This window comes from Burkholderia sp. HMSC10F09, from assembly GCF_001806955.1.
In the GTDB taxonomy this organism is placed as follows: domain Bacteria; phylum Pseudomonadota; class Gammaproteobacteria; order Burkholderiales; family Burkholderiaceae; genus Burkholderia; species Burkholderia multivorans.
The window spans coordinates 1-19,911 of the sequence record NZ_KV786636.1 but is presented as its reverse complement, the minus strand read 5'-3'; the positions used below and the strand labels follow the sequence as shown (position 1 = coordinate 19,911).

Below are 19,911 nucleotides of genomic sequence, written 5' to 3'. Positions count from 1 at the left end.
CGCGAGCCTCGACTGGCTCGCACGCGCGCACGGCACGACGCCCGGCGCGCTGGCCGCGCGCGCCGAACGCGCCGATCCGGCCCGCGCGCCGCTGTTCCTGCCGTATCTCGGCGGCGAACGCACGCCGCACAACGACGCGCACGCGCGCGGCGTGTTCTTCGGCGTATCGAACGAGCACGGCGCCGACGATCTCGCATATGCGGTGATGGAAGGCGTCGCGTTCGCGATGGCCGACGGCTACGATGCGCTGCGCGCGGCCGGCACGACGCTCGACGCGGTGTCGTTCATCGGCGGCGGCTCGAAGAGCGTGTTGTGGGCACGGCTGTGCGCGAATGCGACCGGGCTCGCGATGCTGCGTCACGCGGACGGTGCGATCGGCGCGGCGCTCGGCGCCGCACGGCTCGCGCGGCTCGCGGCAACCGGCGATGCGCTCGCGGAAGTCTGTGTCGCGCCGCCCGTCGTCGAGACGATCGCGCCCGAGCCCGCCAGCGTCGATCTGCTCGCCGGCCGGCTCGCGCGGTATCGACGGCTGTACCGCGCGCTTCGCGACGAGTTCAGGCGCGCCGATTGACGCGCGACACGGCGCACGCGGTTCGGCGCAACGCAAGCGCGCGTGCCGGAACGGCGCGTGCGTCCTGCGCGACGGTCGGCGTCGCCACGCGCGTTCGGCAATCGTTTCGGATGTCGATCGCGGAACGTCCGCCGGCGGACGGTTTCGCACGGCGGCTCGCGTCATTGCCCACGTCGGCGCCGGCGCCCGTCAATGCGCCGCCGCTCACGGCTTCCACCGGTACACGGTGATGCTCGACGCCTTCACGTTGTTCTTCATCACGACGTATTCGCCGGTCGAGCGGCGGTACGCCTTCACGCCGTACATCGAATCGAGCGCGCTGCTCGCATCGACCGTCGCGCTGCTCGTGTTCACCAGCGTCGCGTCGAGGCGACCGGTCGTCAGGTTGAACGCATCGATGTCCGGCAGCGGCTGACCGGTGCCGAACCAATAGCCGACGAACAGATGATCGCCCGCCGCATCGATCGATTTCGCGGTCGTGTGCGGCAGCGTGATCACCGGATTCGGCCGTGTGGTATTGCCCGCGCGCCAGCCGTGATACACCTCGATCCGCGTGCCGATCGCCGTCCAGTCGGTGCCGCCCGTCGGGCCTTGCGCGAGGATCATCGTGTCGCTGTCCGCGAGATAGACGATGCGCGTGAGCGGCTGGATGCTGGCCGGCACCGGAATCGTGTCGGGTGCGCCCCACGACGGCTTGCCGTTTGCATCGAAACCCGCCAGCGGGTAGTGGTGGATCACGCCCGTCTTGTCCAACCCGACCCACACGTCGCCGTTGCCGTCGAGACTGAAGCCGCTCGTCACGCGGCGCGTCGTATTGAACGCCGGGCCGGGAAGCGAGCCGTCCGGAATCGCGACGTAGCCGTTCGCGTCGTTGAAGTGGAAGAAGTAGAAGATCGGCGGATTCTGGCCGGACGCGACGAGGATCCGGTGCCCGCCGACCGACGCGACATGCCCGAAATGCTCGTCGCGCTGCACGTCGTTCGGATCGATGCGCGGGTCCGCCGGATAGCTGAACGGGTCGACGGTGTTCGCGACGAACGTGCCGCCCGCGGTGCCGCTGTAGATGTGCGTGCCGCCGTAGAACAACGCGCCGTCGGTGGCCGGATCGGGCGCCGCGATCGCCTCGAAGTTCAGTGCCTGCAGCGTCCACCGCAGGCTGCCGGCACTGCTGTACGCGTGAATGTCGGTCGCGCCGTCGCGGCCGAGATCCCAGCTGCCGCCCCACGGATTGTTCAGCACGTACAGGTTGCCGGCCGCGTCCTTGCCGATGCCGGCCACGCGCGTGAAGCGCTTCGCGCCGACCTGCCCCTTGATGCCGGTCGTCGTGTCGAGATAACCGCCGCGCACGCCGAACGTGCCGGCCAGCGCCGGGCGGCCCGCGATCGCGTAGCGCTTGATGTTCATGTCGGGCCCTTCGTCGCCGACCATCAGCTCGTTCGCCGCCGCATCGAAATAGAGCGACGCCGGCCGCGCGTCGGCCGCCATCCGGATCGTGTTCAGCAATGCGCCGGTCGCGCTGAACTGAACGATCGTGCCCGCATGCTTCTGCGCGACCCACACGTTGCCCGCGCCGTCGAGCGCGAGCGCGCCGGGGCTCGACACGGCGATGTCGCGCTGCCACACGCCGTCGGTCGTAAACACGCGCACGCGGTTGCCGTAGAAGTCGCTCGCATAGAGCAGCGAGCCGGCCGTCGCGAGACCGGTGACGACGTCCACGCGCGGCTGATTCGTCGACGCAGTGACCTGGATGAAGCGGTCGCGCGCTTTCGTCGTGCGGTCGTAGCGGCCGACCGCACCGCTTCCGTATGCTTTGCCGGCCTGCAGCGCGACGAAGATCGACGTCGCGTTGCCGGTGATCGCGCTGCCCTGGAATTCGCCGTGTGCGCCGATCGAGCCGAGCGTTCGGTGGTTCCGATAGATCGACACGCCGCCCGCCTCCTCGTCCCACATCGACGCGGTATAGATCACGCCTTCCGGCGCGACCCACATCGACCGTGCCGCGTTGCCGACGTGCGCGGCCAGCGTGCCGTAGGTGTTCGCCAGCCAGTCGGTGGCGTTCTGCGCGCGGGATGGTGCGGCCGCGGCAAGCGCGACGGCGACGAGCACCGCTCGAATGCGATTCATCGCGACCATGACTGCTGCCCTCCTGAACGTGCGATCGTTCACGTCGACGGCCGCGGGCAGGCGCGCGCGGATCGGCGATCCGTCGATTTTTTTTCGCGGAATCGGCCGGCGCAGCCGGTATCGCGTCCGGTGCGCCGGCGACGAGGAGCGCCGAGCATAGCCGGATTTAATTCGAAAAAAATTGCGGACGGTCCATCGTTCAACGAACGTTGACACTGCGTCGGATCGTTGCCGAAACGGCACCGGCTCGACGTGCGGCAGAGTGCGTGTCGCGATCGTTCCGCGCCGCACCATCCGACATCATGCGGACGACGTGCCGGGACGCGGCATCGCGCGACACAGCGCGAGCGGCACCACGACGAGTGCCGCTCCGACGAAGAACGTCGTCGATGCGCCGAAGCGTGCCCACAGCACACCGGCGATGCTGCTCGCGAGCAGCATGCAGACGCCGCTGACGAGATTGAACACGCCGAACGCCGTTCCGCGCAGCTCGGCCGGCGACGTTTCCGACACCATCGCGGCGAGAATGCCTTGCGTGAGCCCCATATGCAGACCCCACGCGGCGACGCCGACGAACATCGACACCGTCGACGTGCCGGCGCCGAGCATTAGATCCGCGACGATCAGCATCGCCATGCCGAGCGCAAGCAGCACGCGCCGATCGAGCCGGTCCGACAGGATGCCGGCTGGCCATGCGGACAGCGAATACGCGGCGCTCATCGCGACCATCACGGCCGGTATCCACGCGATATCGAGCCCCGTCTGCTGCGCGCGCAGCACGAGGAACGCTTCGCTGAAGCGCGCGAGCGTAAACGTCGCGCCCACTGCGACGACGAACCAGTATTGCCGCGGGAACGCGCCGAGCGCGCGCCAATGCAGCGGGGCACGGAAACGCCGCGGCTGCGTGCGCACGGGTTCCCGAACGCCGGCGACGATCAGCACAATCGCGGCGAAAGCCGGCACCACCGCGAACCACAACACGGTGCGAATGCGGTCGCCGAAGCAGAACATCAGCACGATCGCGAGCAGCGGGCCCAGAAACGCACCGACCGTATCCATCGACTGCCGCAGGCCGAAGCACGCGCCGCGAATCTCGGGCGGCGCGACGTCGGCCACCAGCGCATCGCGCGGCGCGCCGCGTATCCCTTTGCCGACGCGGTCGAGCAGGCGCGCGGCGACGACGACCGACGGCGTGGCTGCGAGCGGAAACAGCGGCTTGGTCAAGGCGGCGAGCCCGTAGCCGAGCAGCAGCAGCCCTTTGCGGCGCCCGAGCCAGTCGCTGATCGCGCCGGAAAACACCTTGACGATCATCGCGGTCGCCTCCGCCGCCCCTTCGAGCACGCCGAGCGCGGCGACGCTCATCCCCATCGTCGACACGAGGTAGATCGGCAGCAGCGCGTGGATCAGCTTCGAGGAAAGATCCATGCAGAGGCTCACGAAACCCAGCGCCCATACGGTACGCGGAATCGCGGGTTTGGCGGCCGTCGGCGGCGAGGTCGTCATCGTTGGTCGTGGTGGTGGCGCGCGGCGGCGGTGTGCGGCCGCATGCGTGCGTGACAGCATGCCCGGCGGCTGGCGCGAACGCAATCGGCCGGCTATATACGCTCGCTCGGCCGCGGTTCGAGAGCGCGCGTCAGTCCGACGCGGCGCGCGCGAGCTTCGCCTGCCGACGCGCGCGGTCGTTGACGATCCGGTGACGACGATGGTCGGTCATCTTCTTCCACTCGCGCGCTTCGTCGCGCGTGCGCAGGCAGGCGATGCAGTAGCCGGTGCGGCCGTCGAACGCGCAGACTTCGACGCAAGGCGATCGGACTGCCATCGTCATTGCCCCGCCGCGGCCGGCAGCACTTCGACGGTCACGTGCGACAGGCCGCCGATGTGCCGCAGCAGGCCGTGATAGAAGCGCGCATCGCGCGTCGGATCGTCGGTCGTCACGGAGACGATCGCGCTCATGTGGCCGGGCCCCACACGCCATACGTGCAGATCGCCGACCGTATCGCCATCGTGCTCGAGCGCGTGCCGCACGCGTTCCGTCAAGCGGCGGTCCGCATTCATGTCGAGCAGGACGCCGCCGGTGTCGCGCATCAGTCCGTACGACCAGTTCGCGATCACGAGCGCGCCCACGATGCCGGCGAGCGGGTCCATCCAGACCCAGCCGAATGCGCGCGCGAGCAGCAGCCCGACGATCGTCAACAGCGAGACGGCAGCATCGGCGATCACGTGGATGTAGGCGGAGCGCAGATTGTGGTCGCGTGTCGCGGCGACGGAGGGGGCGTGGGCGTCGTGCTCGTCGTTGTGCTCGTGGTTGTGATCGTGGTTGTGATCGTGGTTGTGGTGGTGATGACCGTGATGGTCGTGCCCGTGATGATGATCGCCGCTCAACAACCACGCGCTCACGATATTGACGACTAGCCCGGCCACCGCGATCGGAATCGCCTCGCCGAAATGGATCGGCACCGGCGACAGCAGGCGGGCGACGGCCTCGTAACCAATCAGCAGCGCGATCATCGCGAGCACGATCGCGCTCGTAAAGCCGGCCAGATCGCCGAGCTTGCCGGTGCCGAACACGAAGCTAGGATCGCGCGCGTGCCGGCGCGCGTACGTGTACGCGAGCGCGGCGATCAGCATCGCGCCCGCGTGCGTCGACATGTGGAGCCCGTCCGCGACGAGCGCGAGCGAGCCGAACAGCGACCCGCCGACGATCTCCGCCACCATCATCGCCGCACACAGCGCGATCACCATCCACGTCCTGCGCTCGTTTCGCTCGTGCGCGGCGCCGAGAAAGATGTGGTCGTGTCCCGCGCCGAACGCGGCATTCCTGAAATCGTTCACCCGGCCCCCGATCACTTGAAGTAGCTGCGAACGACCGCGACCAGCTGCTCGGTCGCGCCGCCTTCGTCCGCGTGCGTATCGTCCGCATCGACCAGATGGCTGCGGATGTGATCCTCGAGCACCAGCGCGAGCAAACCGTTCATCGCGCCGCGCCCGCTCGTGATCAATTGCAGGATTTCGCTGCAGCTGCGCTCTTCCTCGAGCGCGCGCTCGATCGCTTCCACCTGTCCCTTGATACGGCGGACACGGTTCAGCAGTTTTTGCTTTTCCTTGATCGTATGGCTCATGGTGCGTTCTCGAATATACCGGGGGGGAGTATAGGCGATTTTGGCCAAATAGGGGGGAGGGGTATATCGTCGGAGTCGGGATTCGCGGAGGGGGGCAGATGCGTGCGGGGCGTTGCGTGGCGCGCGTGAAAGCACGCGGCCATGCCGATGCAACCGGCGCAATATCGTTCTAGGCGCCCGAGCGTGCGCAAGCCCTTTCGCGCGGCATTGTGCCCGTCCGTCACGGCAGAAGAGGCGATTCCGGCCCATGCCATATCTTCCAGACGGGGCCGCGAAGAGCGTCGTTCAGTCATCTGCCGGACATTCGGCGGCGATCGCGTAGGGCTGATGGCCGCCGTAACGATTTGCCGGCCAAGCGCGCGCCGCCCGTACCGGCATTCGCCAGGCAATCTGTACCGGTACTGTACTGACAATCGTCATTACACTGACTCCATTCCTGCCCAGAACCCGAATGGAGAACTCGCGATGGAATTCCTCACGCTGAGCGCGCTGCCCGCCGGCATGCTGTTCGCGCTCGTCACGTCGATCACGCCCGGCCCGAACAACACGATGCTGCTCGCATCCGGCGTCAATTTCGGCTTTCGCCGCACGATGCCGCACCTGTTCGGCATCAGCATCGGCGTCGCGATCCTCATGCTCTGCGTCGGCTTCGGACTCGGCGAAGCGTTCAAGCGCGTGCCGCTGCTGTACACGGTTCTCGAAGTCGCGAGCGTCGCGTATCTGCTGTATCTCGCCTGGCGCATCGGCACGTCCGGCGAAGTGAAGGCGCACGGCGCGAAGCCGCGGCCGATGACGTTCATCGAAGCCGCCGCGTTCCAGTGGGTCAATCCGAAGGCATGGATGATGGTGCTGACCGCCGCGACGACGATCCGGCTGTCCGCCGATTACGGCATGAATGCGGCGTGGATGGCCGTCGTATTCGTGCTGATCGGCTTTCCGTGCATCAGCCTGTGGGCCGCGTTCGGCCTCGGCCTGCGGCGTTTCCTGTCGAATCCGCGCGCGCTGCGCATCTTCAACGTGACGATGGCCGTGCTGCTGATCCTGTCCCTGTATCCGCTCGTCGCGCACGTATTGCCGCAGTGAGCGCTCACCGCCCATTGAGCTTCGCGCGACGCAGGCGTACGCTCTCGCTACTGACGCGTGCAGCCGCTTCGCCGGCTGCGCCGCCGCTGCCGGGAGATTGCCGATGAAGCCAATGCTGAGGGCGGGCGAGCGCATCGAAGGAATGCACTGGGTGGCCGAATACCATCCGGGCACGCACGACATCCGCGTGCTGCGCGAGGACATCGAAGTCGGCACTTACTGCGCGCCGCCGACGCTGTTCGGCGACGAGGAAGAGATGGGCGCCGCGAACCTCGCCGATCACCGCTGCCGCGAGGCCGCGCTGCGCGCGTATCTGCGCACGTTCGTGAAGGAACACGACGCGGAAGAATGAACGGCGGCACACGTGCCGCCGAGTCGACGGGCCGCGAATGCGGCCCGGATGCTTTTGCGCGACGACGCACGCGAGTCGCGAGAGGCGAGCCGCGAGCCGCGACCCACTGGCCGAGCCGGGCGCGCCGCCCCGAACGCCGGCACGCCGAGCCTGGCCCCGCTCAGTGCCCGATCGGCTCGATCGTGCCGGTCGACGGCGTCGTCCGATGCGGCCGCGCGATCTGCTTGATCAGCAGCGCGACACAGGCAAGCAGCCCGGCCACCGCGATCGTCGCGAACACGCCGGCGAACGAGAAATGCCGGCGCGTGAGCTCAGCGACCAGAAACGACCCGGCAATCCCGCCGAAGCGTCCGACGCCGAGCATCCACGCGACACCGGTGCCGCGCCCTTCGGTCGGATAGAACGCAGCCGCGAGCGCCGGCATCGACGATTGCGCGGTGTTCATCAGCACGCCGGCGACGAACACGACGAGCACGAGCAGCCCGACGTTGCCGGCCGCCTGCCCGATCGCATAGACGCTGACGGCCGTCAGCGCATAGCAGACGGCGATCACGCGGTTCGCGTTGAAGCGATCCATCAGCACGCCACACAGCACCGCGCCGACGCCGCCGAGCGGGAACAGCGCGGAAATCAGCGTCGCGCTCTTCGGCGTGAGGCCCGCATCCTTCAGCAGAATCGGCATCCAGTTGATCGACGCGTAGAAGATCACGAGCCCCATGAAGTACGCGGCCCACAGCATCACCGAGCCGATCACGTACGAGCGCGACAGCACGACGCCGAGCCCCTTGCCGCCGGTCTGCGGCGCCGACTCCGTCATCGCGAACGCGCTCGCGTTCAGCGCATCGCGCGAGATGCGCGCGAGCGTCGCGCGGATCCGGTCGACCGGATGGCCGTGCGCGACCATGAAGCGTACCGATTCGGGCATCTTCAACAACAGCAGCACGCCGAGCAGCAGCGGCGTCACGCCGCCGAGCACCAGCACGCTGCGCCAGCCGAAATGCGGAATCATCCACGCGGCGAGAAACCCGCCGAATGCCGCACCGAGCGGAAAGCCGCAGAACATCAGGTTGATCACGGTCGCGCGGCGCTTGTCCGGGCAGAACTCGCCCATCATCGTGACCGCATTCGGCATCGCGGCGCCAAGCCCGACGCCGGTCACGAAGCGCAGCACGGTCAGATGCCCGATCGTCGTCGAGAACGCGGACACGAGGCACGCGATGCCGAACAGGAACACCGAGCCGAGCAGCAGCACGCGTCGCCCGAGCCGGTCCGACAGCGGCCCCGACACGAGCGCGCCGCAGGCGAGGCCGAACAGCGCGGCGCTCAGCACCGGCGCGAGATCGGGCTTGGTCAGGTTCCATTCGCCGAGCAGCGACGGCGCGATAAAGCCGATCGCGGCCGTATCGAATCCGTCGAGCAGGACGATCACGAAACACATGAGAAACACGAGCCACTGAAAGCCGCCGAACGGCTGCTCGTTGATGAAGGTCTGGACGTCGACCACCGGGGTGCGATTCACTGTCTGTCTCCTTGTCGATGTCGGGCTCGGCAGGCGCTCGATGCGCTGCGTGCCGCGACGCCGGATTGTCGGCGGCCCGGCGGGCGCCGGGCCATTCCTTTGTTTGCGTACCGGCCATCCGGTACGCGGCGCGCCGATGCACTGCCGGCGCGTTCGTCGCCAGTCGCGCTTAGCCTGCCGCGTCCTGTTCCTTGAAGATGCGATCCGCGAGATGGAATGCGGAATTCGCCGCCGGCACGCCGCAGTAGATCGCGGTCTGCAGCAGCACTTCCTTGATCTCGTCGCGCGTCACGCCGTTGTTGCGTGCGGCGCGCAGATGCAGCGCCAGTTCCTCGCTGCGGTTCAGCGCGACCATCATCGCGATCGTCAGCAGGCTGCGCGTATGGCGCGGCAGGCCGTCGCGCGTCCAGATCTCGCCCCACGCATAGCGCGTGATCAGGTTCTGGAATTCCTCGGTCACCTCGGTGCGGTTCTCGATCGAGCGGTCGACATGCGCGTCGCCGAGCACCGCGCGGCGCACCTTCATTCCGGCTTCGTAACGTTGCTGGTCGTCCATCGTCGCTGCCTCACGCAGTCAGGAAATCGAGCAGCGCGCGATTGAAATCGTCGGTGCGCTCGATGTTCGAAATGTGCGCGGCGTCGAATTCGACGTGACGCGCGCCCGGAATCGCGGCGGCCAGTGCGCGGCCCTGGTCGGGCGGCGTCGAGAGATCGTGCGCGCCGGTCACGACGAGCACCGGCAGCGCGATGCCCTTCACTTCCTCGCGCAAGTCGGCTGCGTTCAGCGCGTCGCAGTTCGCGGCATAGCCGTCCTTGTCGGTATGCACGAACGTGTCGCGGATCGCATCGAACAGGCGCGGCTCGCGCTGCACGAACGCATCGGTGAACCAGCGCGGCAGCACCGCGTCGGCGAGTGCGGCCATCCCTTCGGTGCGCGCCTTGTGCGCGCGCGGCGTCCACACTTCCGGCGAGCCGATCTTGGCGGCCGTGTTCGCGAGCACCGCGCGGACGATGCGCGACGGGAAGCGCGCAGCCAGTGCGGCGCCGGTCAGGCCGCCCATCGAGATTCCGCAGAACGACGCCTGCGCGATCCCGAGATGATCGAGCAGGCCGATCACGTCGCCCGCGAGCTGGTCGATCGTGTACGAACCGGCCGGCGCATCGGAATGGCCGTGGCCGCGCGTGTCGTAACGCAGCACGTTGAAGTGCTGCGTGAACGGACGAATCTGCGGCGCCCACATCTGCAGGTCCGCGCCGAGCGAATTCGAGAAGACGAGCCACGGCGCGTCGTCGCGCGCGGCACGATCGATCCGGTAATGCAGTTTTACGCCGTTGACGGTGGCGAAAGGCATCAGTGTTCTCCTGGTGGTTACGTGCGCGCGTGCAGCGCGAGCACGGCGTCGACGTAGGCGTGCGCCTCGCCGACGTAATGAGCGGGGTCGAGCAACTGTGCGAGCGCGTCGCGCGACAGGTGGGCCGACACGGTCGCGTCGGCGGCGAGCACGTCGAACAGCGTCGCGCCGGTGCGCACGGCTTCCTTCGACGCGTGCTCGACGACGTGATGCGCGTCGAGACGGCCGATCCGGTCGCCGAGCGCGAGCATCACCGCTTCGCCGAGGATCAAGCCGTGCGTGAGGTCGAGGTTCGCCGCGAGGCGTTCGGCGTTCACGTCGAGGCCCGCGACGATCTGCGCGATCTGCGCGAGTGCGCCGCCGGCGAGGCGCGCGAGGTCGGGCAGCGCGTCCCACTCGGCCTGCCAGCCGCCGAGCGCGCGCTCGTGTTCCTGCACCATCCCCGCGAACACGGTCGCGACGAGGCCCGGTGCGCGCACCGCAGCCGTCAGCACGGCGGCGCAGCCCACAGGGTTGCGTTTGTGCGGCATCGTCGACGAACCGCCCTTGCCGGCCGCGGCCGGTTCGCCGAGTTCGCCGACTTCGGTCTGCATCTGCAGCGAGATATCGCGCGCGATCTTGCCGAGCGTGCCGATCAGCATGCCGAACCATGCAGCGGCCTCGGCGATCCGGTCGCGCTGCGTATGCCACGGCACCGCCGGTGCGGCGAGCTCGAGCTCTTTGGCCAGGGCGGCGCTCACGCCGCTCGCGCGATTGCGCAGGCTCGCGAGCGTGCCGGCCGCACCGCCGAACTGCAGCACGAGCGCACGCGCGCGCAGCTCGGCGAGCCGCCTGCGATGGCGCAGCAGCGCGTCGAGCCACTGCGCGAACTTCAGCCCGAGCGTGATCGGCAATGCCTGCTGCAGCCACGTGCGGCCGATCATCGGCGTCGCGCGATGTGTGCGCGCGAGCGTCGCGAGCGACGCGCACGTGTCGTTGAGCATCGGTTCGAGCACGTCGAGCGTATCGCGCAGCTGCAGGACGGTCGCGGTGTCGATGATGTCCTGGCTCGTCGCGCCCCAGTGCACGAATTTCGCGGCCTCGGCATCGTCGGCCTTCACCTGCGCGGTGAGCTGCTTGACGAGCGGAATCGCGAGATTGCCGCCGAGCGCCGCGTCGCGCGCGAGCGCATCGGCATCGAGACGGTCGGCCACGCACGCGCGTTCGATCGGCGCGACCGCGGCGGCCGGAATAACCTGTTGCGCGGCCAGCGCGCGCGCGAGCGCGGCTTCGACGTCGAGCATCCGCTGGACGGTGGCACGGGGCGACCAGATCCGGTTGAGCGGCTCGCTGCCGCAGATGAGGGAGGTCAGGCGGGCGCTGTCTTCGAGCATGGCGTCGGATGGGAAAACGGGTGGCCTATTGTCCACCGAAGCGCGCCGGCGTGCGCACGCGCGCGCCGGCCGCTGCGGTTCAGGCCGCCTTGCGCGTCGCGTCGATCAGCGGCACGCCGGTCAGCTTCTGCAGTTCGTCGAACGACAGGTCGGTGAAGATCTCGCTCACCGCGAGGCCGTCGGACGTCACGTCGAGCACGGCGAGATCCGTATAGATGCGGCTCACGCACTGCACGCCCGTCACCGGATACGAGCACTGCGCGACGATCTTGCTCTCGCCCTGCTTCGTCAGGTGCTCCATCATCACGAACACCTGCTTCGCGCCGATCGCGAGATCCATCGCGCCGCCGACCGCCGGAATCGCATCGGGCGCGCCCGTATGCCAGTTCGCGAGGTCGCCGTTCGCGGATACCTGGAACGCGCCGAGCACGCAGTAGTCGAGGTGGCCGCCGCGCATCATCGCGAACGAATCGGCGTGGTGGAAGTAGGCGCCGCCCGTGAGCAGCGTCACGTGCTGCTTGCCGGCGTTGATCAGCTCGTCGTCTTCCTCGCCGGGCGCGGGCGCCGGGCCCATGCCGAGCAGCCCGTTCTCGCTGTGCAGGAAGATTTCCTTGCTCGGATCGAGGTGGTTCGCCACCAGCGTCGGCACGCCGATGCCGAGGTTCACGTACGCGCCTTCGGGGATGTCCTGGGCGACGCGCTTGGCCATTTCATCGCGGGTCAGTCGTTTCATGTCGGATCTCCTCGGGCGGTCAGGCGGCTTGCGATGCGCGTTCCGCGGCCAGCTCGGCCGCATGCGCGGCCTGCGGCACTTCGACGATGCGCTGCACGAAAATCCCCGGCGTCACGATATGTTCCGGGTTCAGCCCACCGAGCGGCACGACCTGCGACACCTGCACGATCGCGACCTTCGCGGCGCTCGCCATGATCGGCCCGAAGTTGCGCGCGGTCTTGCGATACACGAGATTGCCCCAGCGATCGCCCTTGTACGCCTTCACGAGCGCGAAATCGGCGTGAATCGGCGTTTCGAAGACGTACGGCTTGCCGTCGATCACGCGCGTTTCCTTGCCTTCCGCGAGCTTCGTGCCGTAGCCGGTCGGCGTGAAGAAGCCGCCGATGCCGGCACCCGCCGCGCGAATGCGCTCGGCCAGGTTGCCCTGCGGCACGAGCTCCAGCTCGATCTCGCCCGCGCGGTACAGCGCGTCGAACACCTGCGAGTCACTCTGGCGCGGGAACGAGCAGATGATCTTGCGCACCCGCTTCGCCTTCAGCAGGGCCGCCAGGCCCGTCTCGCCGTTGCCCGCGTTGTTGTTGACGATCGTCAGGTCGCGCGCGCCCTGCTCGATCAGCGCGTCGATCAGCTCGGACGGCATGCCGGCCGTGCCGAAGCCGCCGATCATGATCGTCGCGCCGTCGTGAACGTCGGCGACCGCCGACTGAAGCGATTCGAAAATCTTGTTGACCATGTCTCTTCCTGATACGAACCCCGCGGCACGATGCGCGGCTGTCGGAGGAACACGCGCGTGCCGCGTGCCGTGCCGAAACCGGCTCCGGCTTCGGCGTTTTGTTCGCCAATCGAACCTAGATTCGATTAGCGAACGATGGGCCGATCATAGAGTCGCGCACAGCGCGTTGTCAAGGCGGGATGTCTCGGGGCCGGCTTCGTCGTCGAACGGCAGCCCGACGTAGTTTTCCGCGAGCGATTGCGCCGCGGCACGCGAGCGCGTCACGTACTTCAGTTCCGCGAGCTTGAGCCGGTTCACGAACGGCGTATCGTCGGCCGACGGGTGCAGCATGTTCGTCATGAAGTACGAGAAATGCTCGGCGCGCCACACGCGCTCGAGGCAGGTCGCCGAATACGCATCGAGCGCCGTCGCATCGCCCGTCCGGTAGCGCGCACCCAGCGCACGCGACAACGCGCGGACGTCGGCGACCGCGAGGTTCATCCCCTTCGCGCCGGTCGGCGGCACGATGTGCGCCGCGTCGCCGGCGAGGAACAGGCGGCCGTACTGCATCGTCTCCGACACGAAGCTGCGCATCGGCGTCACGCTCTTCTGCGTGATCCGGCCCTCGGTCGGCGTCCAGCCGGTGTCGTTCGAAAAGCGCGTATGCAGTTCGTCCCAGATCCGCGCGTCGGACCAGGCGCCGAGATCCTCGTCCGGGCGACATTGCAGATACAGCCGCGTGACGGTCGGCGAGCGCATCGAGAACAGCGCGAAGCCGCGCTCGTGGTGTGCATAGACGAGCTCGTCGAGCGACGGCGCCGCGTCGGCGAGGATGCCGAGCCACGCGAACGGATAGACGCGCTCGAACGTGCGCAGCCGCTCGGCCGGAATCGTCTGCCGCGCGATCCCGTGGAAGCCGTCGCAGCCGGCAATGTAGTCGCAGTCGATGCGGTCCGTGCGGCCGTCGGCGTGCTTGAACGTGACGAACGGGCGATCGCCGTCGACGTCGTGCAGCGCGACGTCGGTCACGTCGAAATGCATCGGATGACCGTGCTCGACGCCGGCCGCGATCAGGTCGCGCACGACCTCGTGCTGGCTATAGACGGTGATCGCGCGGCCGCCGGTCAGGCCGCTCAGATCGATCCGGTGACGCTGGCCGCCGAACAGCAGCTCGATCCCGTGATGCTGCAGCCCTTCGCGGCGCATGCGGTCGCCAAGGCCTGCCGCATTGAGCGTGTCGACGGTGCCCTGTTCGAGCACACCCGCGCGGATGCGGTTCTCGCAGTATTCGCGCGAGCGCGCTTCGAGGAGGATCGATTCGACGCCTTGCAGGCGGAGCAGATGGGAAAGCAGAAGGCCGGCGGGGCCGGCGCCGATGATGGCGACCTGGGTGCGCATGACATGTCTCCTGTCGACCGGGCGGCGGCTTCGCACCCGCACCGGATCGGTTCGAAATTGAACATTGGTTCGATTGGTGAACGCATTTCAGCGCTTTCCCGACTATGCGGCAACGCGATTCCGGAGATAACTTCTATCCGTTTTCAAGATATTGGCCGGCGATGGAAGCGCTCGATCTGAACCTCATTCCCTACCTCGTCGCGCTCGACGACACGCGCAACGTGAGCCGCGCGGGCGAACTGCTCGGCGTCAGCCAGCCGCGCGTCAGCACGGCGCTCGGACGCTTGCGCACGTATTTCGGCGATCCGCTGTTCGTGCGCACGTCGCGCGGGATGGAGCCGACGCCGCGTGCGCTCGCGCTGCTGCCCGCCGCGCGCGACGCGCTCGCGCAGATCGAGCGCGGGCTCGTCGCGCCGCACGACTTCGATCCGGCCGCGAGCACGCATACGTTTTCGATCGCGCTATCGGACGTCGGCGAGATCGTGTTTCTGCCGAAGCTGCTGCAGGCGTTCGCGCAGTGCGCGCCGCATGCGAACCTGCGCTCGGTGTCGCTGCCGCACGATGAAGTCGGGCGCGGCCTCGAGGCCGGCTCGATCGATCTCGCGGTCGGCTATTTCCCCGATCTCGACGGCAACAACTTCTTCCAGCAGCGTCTGTTCACGCATCGCTTCGTGTGCCTGATGCGGCGCGGTCACCCGCTCGAGCAGGCGCGGCCGTTCACCGTCGAGCAGTTTCTCGAAAGCGGGCATGCGGTCGTGCGCGCCGAGGGACGCAGCCAGGAAGTGCTCGAGAAATTTCTCGCGAAGCAGCGGATGCAGCGGCGCGCCGTGCTCGAGACGCCGCACTTCATGAGTCTGCCGTTCATCCTGAGCCGCACCGATCTGATCGCGACGGTGCCGCACGCGATCGGTTACGCCTACGCGGCCGAGCACGCGTTCATCGTGCCGGTCGAGCCGCCGCTGCCGCTGCCGCGCTTCGACCTGAAACAGCACTGGCATCGCAAATTCCACAACGATCCGCGCACTGCGTGGCTGCGCGGCGTCGTCGCGTCGCTGTTCAACGACGAGCAGGACGAGTGGCCGAAGTGAGCGCGGGGCCGCACGCACGAAGCGCGAAAGCATGAAACAATGCCCGGATACCGCGCCGCCGCAAACGGCGCCTTCGATGGAGCAACGCTATGGGAAAAAAAACCGCGCGGTCCGAGCCGGCCGCATCCCGCCCGAGTCGTGAAGAAGCCGAGGACGCCGTACGCGTCCTGCTGCGCTGGGCCGGCGACGATCCGACGCGCGAAGGGCTGATCGATACGCCCGCACGCGTCGTGCGCGCCTACGAGCAATTCTTCGCCGGTTATTCGATCGAGCCGCGCGACATCCTCGCGCGCACGTTCAGCGAGGTCGACGGCTACGACGAAATGATCGTGCTGAAGGACATCCGCTTCGAGAGCTACTGCGAGCATCACATGGTGCCGATCATCGGCCGCGCGCACGTCGCGTATCTGCCGAATCACCGTGTGGTCGGCATCTCGAAGCTCGCGCGCCTCGTCGATGCATTCGCGAAGCGCCTGCAGATCCAGGAAAAGATGACGGTGCAGATCGCCGACACGCTGTTCGACGTGCTGCAGCCGAAGGGCGTCGGCGTGATACTCGAAGCCGCGCATCAGTGCATTTCGACGCGCGGCGTGCACAAACCGGGCGTCGAGATGGTCACGTCGCGCATGCTCGGCACGTTCCGCACCGATCCGTCGACGCGGCGCGAATTCCTGTCGATCGTCGCGAACCCGTCTTCCGTGAACCTGACGAATACGTAAATGCAGTCAACGAAGCAAGCGGCGGATGCGCCCGTCGTGCTGGTGACCGGCGCCGCGCGCCGTGCCGGCCGCGCATTCGCCGAGTATTTCGCCGCGCACGGCTATCGCACCGCCGTGCACTACGACCGCTCGGCCGACGCGGCCGAAGCCGCAGCCCGCGCGATCGCCGAACGCGGCCCCGACTCCGTCGCGCTGCAGGCCGACTTGTCAGACGAAGCCCAGATCGCGTCGCTGGTCGACGCCGTGTACGCGCGCTTCGGGCGCCTCGACGTGCTCGTGAACAATGCGTCGGTGTTCTGGCAGGATCATTTCCCGAGCTTCGATCTCGCCGCGTTCGATCACGCGTGGACCGTGAACTGTCGCGCGCCGATCCTGCTCACGCGCGCGTTCTACGAGCGCGCGCGGGCAGCGGGCACGCAGGGCGTCGTCGTGAACGTCGTCGATCAGAAGATCAAGGAAAACTTCCATCGCGACCATTTCAGCTATACGGTCGCGAAGGCGGCGCTCGGCAACCTGACGCAGATGCTCGCGCTGTCGGCCGCGCCGGTGCTGCGCGTGAACGCCGTGTTCCCGGGCCTGATGCTGCCGAGCGACGACCAGACGCAGGCCGATTTCGAACACGCGAGCCGCGCATCGACGCCGCTCGCGCGCATCGCCGGCCCCGACGACGTCGCGAGCGCGATCCTGCTGCTGACGGGCAGCGCGTACAACGGCGTGGATTTCGTCGTCGATGCGGGGCAGAACCTGATTCGCGTCGATCAGGACGTGCTGTACAAGCATCGCTCGCCGAGCAGCCGGCACTGACGATCGGCGCGCGCGCAGCGCGCCGCCTTCGCACAGCCACAGGCCGCTGCGCCGGCGCCGATTTCGCTGCTCCGGCGTTGCGCCGATTCCAGCGTTCCGGCGTTCCTGGCTACGGCCCGCAGCGGCCGCTCCCCGACACGCGCGTGCCGCGTTACGGCTTCTCCGTGCGCTCGCCTTCGCGCACCTTCCCCTGCGCGACGCTCGTGCCGGGCGGCACGCTGTGCGTGAGCCATACGTTGCCGCCGATCACCGACCCGCGCCCGATCGTCACGCGGCCGAGAATCGTCGCCCCCGCGTAGATCACGACGTCGTCCTCGACGATCGGATGGCGTGCATTGCCCTTGACGAGCGCGCCGTCGCCGTCGGCCGGGAAGCTCTTCGCACCGAGCGTGACGGCCTGATAGACGCGCACGCGCTCGCCGATGATCGCCGTCTCGCCGATCACGACGCCCGTGCCGTGATCGATGAAGAAGCTGGGCCCGATTTGCGCGCCGGGGTGAATGTCGATGCCGGTGGCCGAATGCGCGATCTCGTTGATGAAACGCGCGAGCAGCGGGACGCCGAGCCGGTGCAGCGCATGCGCGAGCCGGTGATGCATCATCGCCAGCACGCCCGGATAGCACAGCAGAATTTCGGTGATGTGTTGCGCGGCGGGATCGCCGGCATACGCGGCCTGAATGTCGCTGACGAGCAAGGCGCGAATCGCCGGCAGCTGTCTGCCGAATTCGCGTGCGATCTCGAACGCGCGCTCCTCGAGTGCCGCCGGCGGCGTATCGGCATGCTCGGGCAGGAACGGCAGCGCGCGGCGGATCTGCTCGGACAGGATGCGCAGCGTGCTTTCGAGCGTATGGCCGACGTAGTAGTCGACGCTTTCGTCGGTGAGATCCGGCGCGCCGTAATGCGTCGGAAACATCGACGCGCGCAGGCCGGTCACGATCTTGCAGATCGCGTCGCGCGACGGCAGTTCGCGGATGCCGCGCGGATGACGCGTGCGGTGGCGCTCCTCGCGCGACTCGCGCAGCCCGGCGACGATTTCTTCGAGGCCCCACTGACGGGCGGGTGATGTCGACATAGGTCAAAGCAGACGGCCGAGCTGCGTCGCTCGGCCGCGAATAAAGTGACGGGTCCGACAAGATTACCGCGTTTTTCGCCGGCGGGCGGCATGCCGCGCATCGGCACGATGGCCGATGCCCGTCACAGCCGCGACGTCACATCGTGATGCTGCTCGCGTCGATCCAGCGCACCGCCCAGTCGCGCGCGTGCGCGATCGCAGCGTCCTCGTCGTTGAACTGGAGGTCGGACGGAAAAAAACGGTTCGCCACGAGCTCCCCGTCGCTCGATCGCGAGATCACGACGTAGGGCTTGAACGAACCGTCGCTGGTGCGCGCGGGCGCGCAATTCAACAGATAACCGCGATGCGTGAAGGCAGTAGTCGCTTGCATGGAATCCGCCACCTCTAGTCCCTTGCTTTGTTGTTCACTACCCGTCTTGGAGGGTGTTGGCGCCCCGGCGCGGGCAGAGGCGGCGAGTTCGCATCCCCTGTCGCCGCTTCGCAAGAAACGAATCATACTCTGGAGAAAACGCGTGTTCTAGTTGAAATAAATCATGACGAATCAGTGCGCGCGCAGGCGACCGCGGCGATCGCCCGCGCGCCGTTTTCCCGTCGTGCCCGGAACGGGATTTGCTTGATCCGGAGCGCTTCGCCGCGAGGAGCGTCGCGATGGCGTCATCGACCCCAAACCGTCCTGTCCGTCCGCGCAGCATCGAGCTCGACAACGACGACACGCTCGACAGCACCGTCGATACCGACGGCAAGCACCGCGAGGCCGCGCGCCTTGCCGGCGGCGGACCGTTCTCTCCCGACCAGATCACGCGCAGCAATGCGTCGCTCGTCAATGCGATGCCGGAGGCCGGCGACGGCCTCGCCGGCTTCGATAGCCGGCCGGGCGGCAATCATCCGGCGTTCGCGCTACGTGCCGGCTATGTGCTCGTCGAAAAAGGCTTCGACGCGCCGGCCGCCGTCGGCGACGACACGTTCGGCGCCGTGCACCGGATGTACGGCAGCGTGTACGGGCCCGGCCACGATCGACGGCCCGGCAGGGTGATCGAGCTGGCGCCGGCCGACCGGTAGCCCGGCGCGGCGGCTCGCGCACGACGCCGAGGCGCGGCGCGCGGTGCGCGCGTCGGCACGGGCGTTTGAATCGATCGTTTGCGGAACGGCTGCACCTTGGGCGATCGAAGCGCGCGTATCGGCGCGCGCGGTGCGCGGTGCGGCATCGTGCGACGCAAGATGCTGCGTCGCGCCGCCACGTCACGCCGCGCGCGCCGCGACAACGCGCGGACCGGCTCGGCACTGCAAAGTCGCGGGCATTCGTTTACTCTGCGACGCAGCAACGCAGGCCGGAGCGGCCGTCCGGCCGACTTCCGTTCAACCGCCTCTCGGAGACACCATGTACAAACGCATTCTGGTTGCCGTCGACGGCAGCGATACGTCGCGCCACGCGTTCGAAGCAGCACTCGCGCTCGCGAAAGCGCATGGCGCGGAACTGCAGGCGCTCTACGTCGTCGAGAACGCCGCGATCTACTACAACGTCCCCGGCTACGATCCGTCGGTGCTGCGCGATCAGCTGCTCGCGCAGGGCGCCGAACTGGCGAAGGAATTCTCCGCGCAGATGCAGGCAGCGGGCGTCAAGGGCGAAACGCTGACCAACGAGGCGTCGTCGTTCAACGACGTGTCGTCGCTGATCCTCGACGGCGCGAAAGCGTTCGGCGCGGAGTTGCTCGTACTCGGCACGCACGGCCGTCGCGGCTTCCGCCGGCTCGTGCTCGGCAGCATCGCCGAACAGTGCGTGCGACACGCGTCGCTACCCGTGCTGCTGATTCCTGCTGCCGCGCACGCGGACGCAGACGAAGGCGCATCGGCCTGAGCGCGGCATCGCGCGCGCCGGTTTCCGCGGCGCGCGC

22 protein-coding genes are annotated in these 19,911 nt (G+C 68.0%); 8 read left to right on the top strand and 14 right to left on the bottom strand.

All coding sequences use genetic code 11. The annotated features are described in order from the left end of the window. Positions 1 to 571: FGGY-family carbohydrate kinase (locus tag HMPREF3115_RS32330; protein WP_256276114.1), on the top strand; the 571-nt coding region annotated here is incomplete at its 5' end. A 204-nt stretch (positions 572 to 775) separates the two neighbouring features. On the opposite strand, the gene HMPREF3115_RS09630 is transcribed toward HMPREF3115_RS32330, so the two are convergent. The 5 genes from HMPREF3115_RS09630 to HMPREF3115_RS09610 form a co-directional block, all read right to left on the bottom strand. Continuing rightward, entirely contained in the window at positions 776 to 2,704 is a 1,929-nt protein-coding gene (locus HMPREF3115_RS09630) for an SMP-30/gluconolactonase/LRE family protein (RefSeq protein ID WP_070554255.1), read from the bottom strand. A gap of 291 nt (positions 2,705 to 2,995) precedes the next feature. Continuing rightward, positions 2,996 to 4,198, bottom strand: coding sequence for an MFS transporter (locus tag HMPREF3115_RS09625; protein ID WP_070554253.1), 1,203 nt, complete (start codon positions 4,196 to 4,198; stop codon positions 2,996 to 2,998). Positions 4,199 to 4,328: 130 nt separating this feature from the next. Continuing rightward, entirely contained in the window at positions 4,329 to 4,520 is a 192-nt protein-coding gene (locus HMPREF3115_RS09620; protein ID WP_006409371.1) for a DUF1289 domain-containing protein, read from the bottom strand. Continuing rightward, positions 4,517 to 5,527 carry a CDF family Co(II)/Ni(II) efflux transporter DmeF gene (gene dmeF, locus HMPREF3115_RS09615; protein WP_070554251.1) on the bottom strand — a complete coding sequence of 337 codons (1,011 nt, stop codon included), beginning with the start codon at positions 5,525 to 5,527 and terminating at the stop codon, positions 4,517 to 4,519. Before dmeF ends, HMPREF3115_RS09620 begins: the two co-directional genes overlap by 4 nt. A gap of 11 nt (positions 5,528 to 5,538) precedes the next feature. After that, positions 5,539 to 5,814 carry a metal/formaldehyde-sensitive transcriptional repressor gene (locus HMPREF3115_RS09610; protein WP_006409366.1) on the bottom strand — a complete coding sequence of 92 codons (276 nt, stop codon included), beginning with the start codon at positions 5,812 to 5,814 and terminating at the stop codon, positions 5,539 to 5,541. 465 nt (positions 5,815 to 6,279) lie between these two features. Here HMPREF3115_RS09610 and HMPREF3115_RS09605 point away from each other — a divergent pair, with 465 nt between their 5' ends. Continuing rightward, the gene (locus HMPREF3115_RS09605; RefSeq protein ID WP_006404570.1) at positions 6,280 to 6,897 is read left to right on the top strand and encodes a LysE family translocator; all 618 of its coding nucleotides are present in this window, start codon (positions 6,280 to 6,282) and stop codon (positions 6,895 to 6,897) included. A 103-nt stretch (positions 6,898 to 7,000) separates the two neighbouring features. Beyond that, complete coding sequence (locus HMPREF3115_RS09600) at positions 7,001 to 7,249, top strand: hypothetical protein (RefSeq protein ID WP_012217756.1); 249 nt, start codon at positions 7,001 to 7,003, stop codon at positions 7,247 to 7,249. A gap of 160 nt (positions 7,250 to 7,409) precedes the next feature. Here the strand turns inward: HMPREF3115_RS09600 and HMPREF3115_RS09595 are convergent, their stop codons facing one another. From HMPREF3115_RS09595 to pobA, 7 genes are all read right to left on the bottom strand, one after another. Beyond that, positions 7,410 to 8,768 (bottom strand): MFS transporter, encoded by a 1,359-nt coding sequence (locus tag HMPREF3115_RS09595; protein ID WP_006409377.1) that lies wholly within the window; start codon positions 8,766 to 8,768, stop codon positions 7,410 to 7,412. A 169-nt stretch (positions 8,769 to 8,937) separates the two neighbouring features. After that, complete coding sequence (gene pcaC, locus HMPREF3115_RS09590; protein ID WP_006397602.1) at positions 8,938 to 9,324, bottom strand: 4-carboxymuconolactone decarboxylase; 387 nt, start codon at positions 9,322 to 9,324, stop codon at positions 8,938 to 8,940. 10 nt (positions 9,325 to 9,334) lie between these two features. Further along, on the bottom strand, positions 9,335 to 10,120 hold the full coding sequence (gene pcaD, locus HMPREF3115_RS09585; protein WP_006397600.1) for a 3-oxoadipate enol-lactonase: 786 nt from the start codon (positions 10,118 to 10,120) through the stop codon (positions 9,335 to 9,337). Between the two features lie 17 nt (positions 10,121 to 10,137). Beyond that, entirely contained in the window at positions 10,138 to 11,493 is a 1,356-nt protein-coding gene (locus tag HMPREF3115_RS09580) for a 3-carboxy-cis,cis-muconate cycloisomerase (protein WP_070554249.1), read from the bottom strand. Positions 11,494 to 11,572: 79 nt separating this feature from the next. Beyond that, on the bottom strand, positions 11,573 to 12,226 hold the full coding sequence (locus HMPREF3115_RS09575; RefSeq protein ID WP_006397598.1) for a CoA transferase subunit B: 654 nt from the start codon (positions 12,224 to 12,226) through the stop codon (positions 11,573 to 11,575). A 19-nt stretch (positions 12,227 to 12,245) separates the two neighbouring features. Beyond that, positions 12,246 to 12,959 (bottom strand): 3-oxoacid CoA-transferase subunit A, encoded by a 714-nt coding sequence (locus HMPREF3115_RS09570; RefSeq protein ID WP_006404576.1) that lies wholly within the window; start codon positions 12,957 to 12,959, stop codon positions 12,246 to 12,248. Between the two features lie 144 nt (positions 12,960 to 13,103). Then, positions 13,104 to 14,336: a 4-hydroxybenzoate 3-monooxygenase gene (pobA, locus tag HMPREF3115_RS09565; RefSeq protein WP_070554247.1), complete on the bottom strand. Its 1,233-nt coding sequence runs from the start codon at positions 14,334 to 14,336 to the stop codon at positions 13,104 to 13,106. A 161-nt stretch (positions 14,337 to 14,497) separates the two neighbouring features. On the opposite strand from pobA, the gene HMPREF3115_RS09560 reads away from it, so the two are divergent. The 3 genes from HMPREF3115_RS09560 (at position 14,498) to HMPREF3115_RS09550 (ending at position 16,947) form a co-directional block, all read left to right on the top strand. Further along, positions 14,498 to 15,424 carry a LysR family transcriptional regulator gene (locus tag HMPREF3115_RS09560; protein WP_035488038.1) on the top strand — a complete coding sequence of 309 codons (927 nt, stop codon included), beginning with the start codon at positions 14,498 to 14,500 and terminating at the stop codon, positions 15,422 to 15,424. 89 nt (positions 15,425 to 15,513) lie between these two features. Further along, positions 15,514 to 16,143, top strand: a complete 630-nt coding sequence (gene folE, locus HMPREF3115_RS09555) for a GTP cyclohydrolase I FolE (protein WP_006404580.1) — start codon at positions 15,514 to 15,516, stop codon at positions 16,141 to 16,143. Continuing rightward, entirely contained in the window at positions 16,144 to 16,947 is an 804-nt protein-coding gene (locus tag HMPREF3115_RS09550; protein WP_059940708.1) for an SDR family oxidoreductase, read from the top strand. Between the two features lie 151 nt (positions 16,948 to 17,098). Here HMPREF3115_RS09550 and epsC read toward each other — a convergent pair whose 3' ends face one another. Together epsC and HMPREF3115_RS09540 are read right to left on the bottom strand one after the other, a co-directional pair. Next, entirely contained in the window at positions 17,099 to 18,019 is a 921-nt protein-coding gene (gene epsC, locus HMPREF3115_RS09545; protein ID WP_070554245.1) for a serine O-acetyltransferase EpsC, read from the bottom strand. A 136-nt stretch (positions 18,020 to 18,155) separates the two neighbouring features. Continuing rightward, positions 18,156 to 18,389, bottom strand: coding sequence for a hypothetical protein (locus tag HMPREF3115_RS09540; RefSeq protein ID WP_006404583.1), 234 nt, complete (start codon positions 18,387 to 18,389; stop codon positions 18,156 to 18,158). Between the two features lie 278 nt (positions 18,390 to 18,667). Here HMPREF3115_RS09540 and HMPREF3115_RS09535 point away from each other — a divergent pair, with 278 nt between their 5' ends. After that, positions 18,668 to 19,078: a DUF3005 domain-containing protein gene (locus tag HMPREF3115_RS09535; RefSeq protein ID WP_006409363.1), complete on the top strand. Its 411-nt coding sequence runs from the start codon at positions 18,668 to 18,670 to the stop codon at positions 19,076 to 19,078. Positions 19,079 to 19,397: 319 nt separating this feature from the next. Then, a complete protein-coding gene (locus HMPREF3115_RS09530; RefSeq protein ID WP_006404585.1) occupies positions 19,398 to 19,874 on the top strand; it encodes a universal stress protein in 477 nt (158 codons plus the stop codon). Positions 19,875 to 19,911 lie beyond the last annotated feature (37 nt).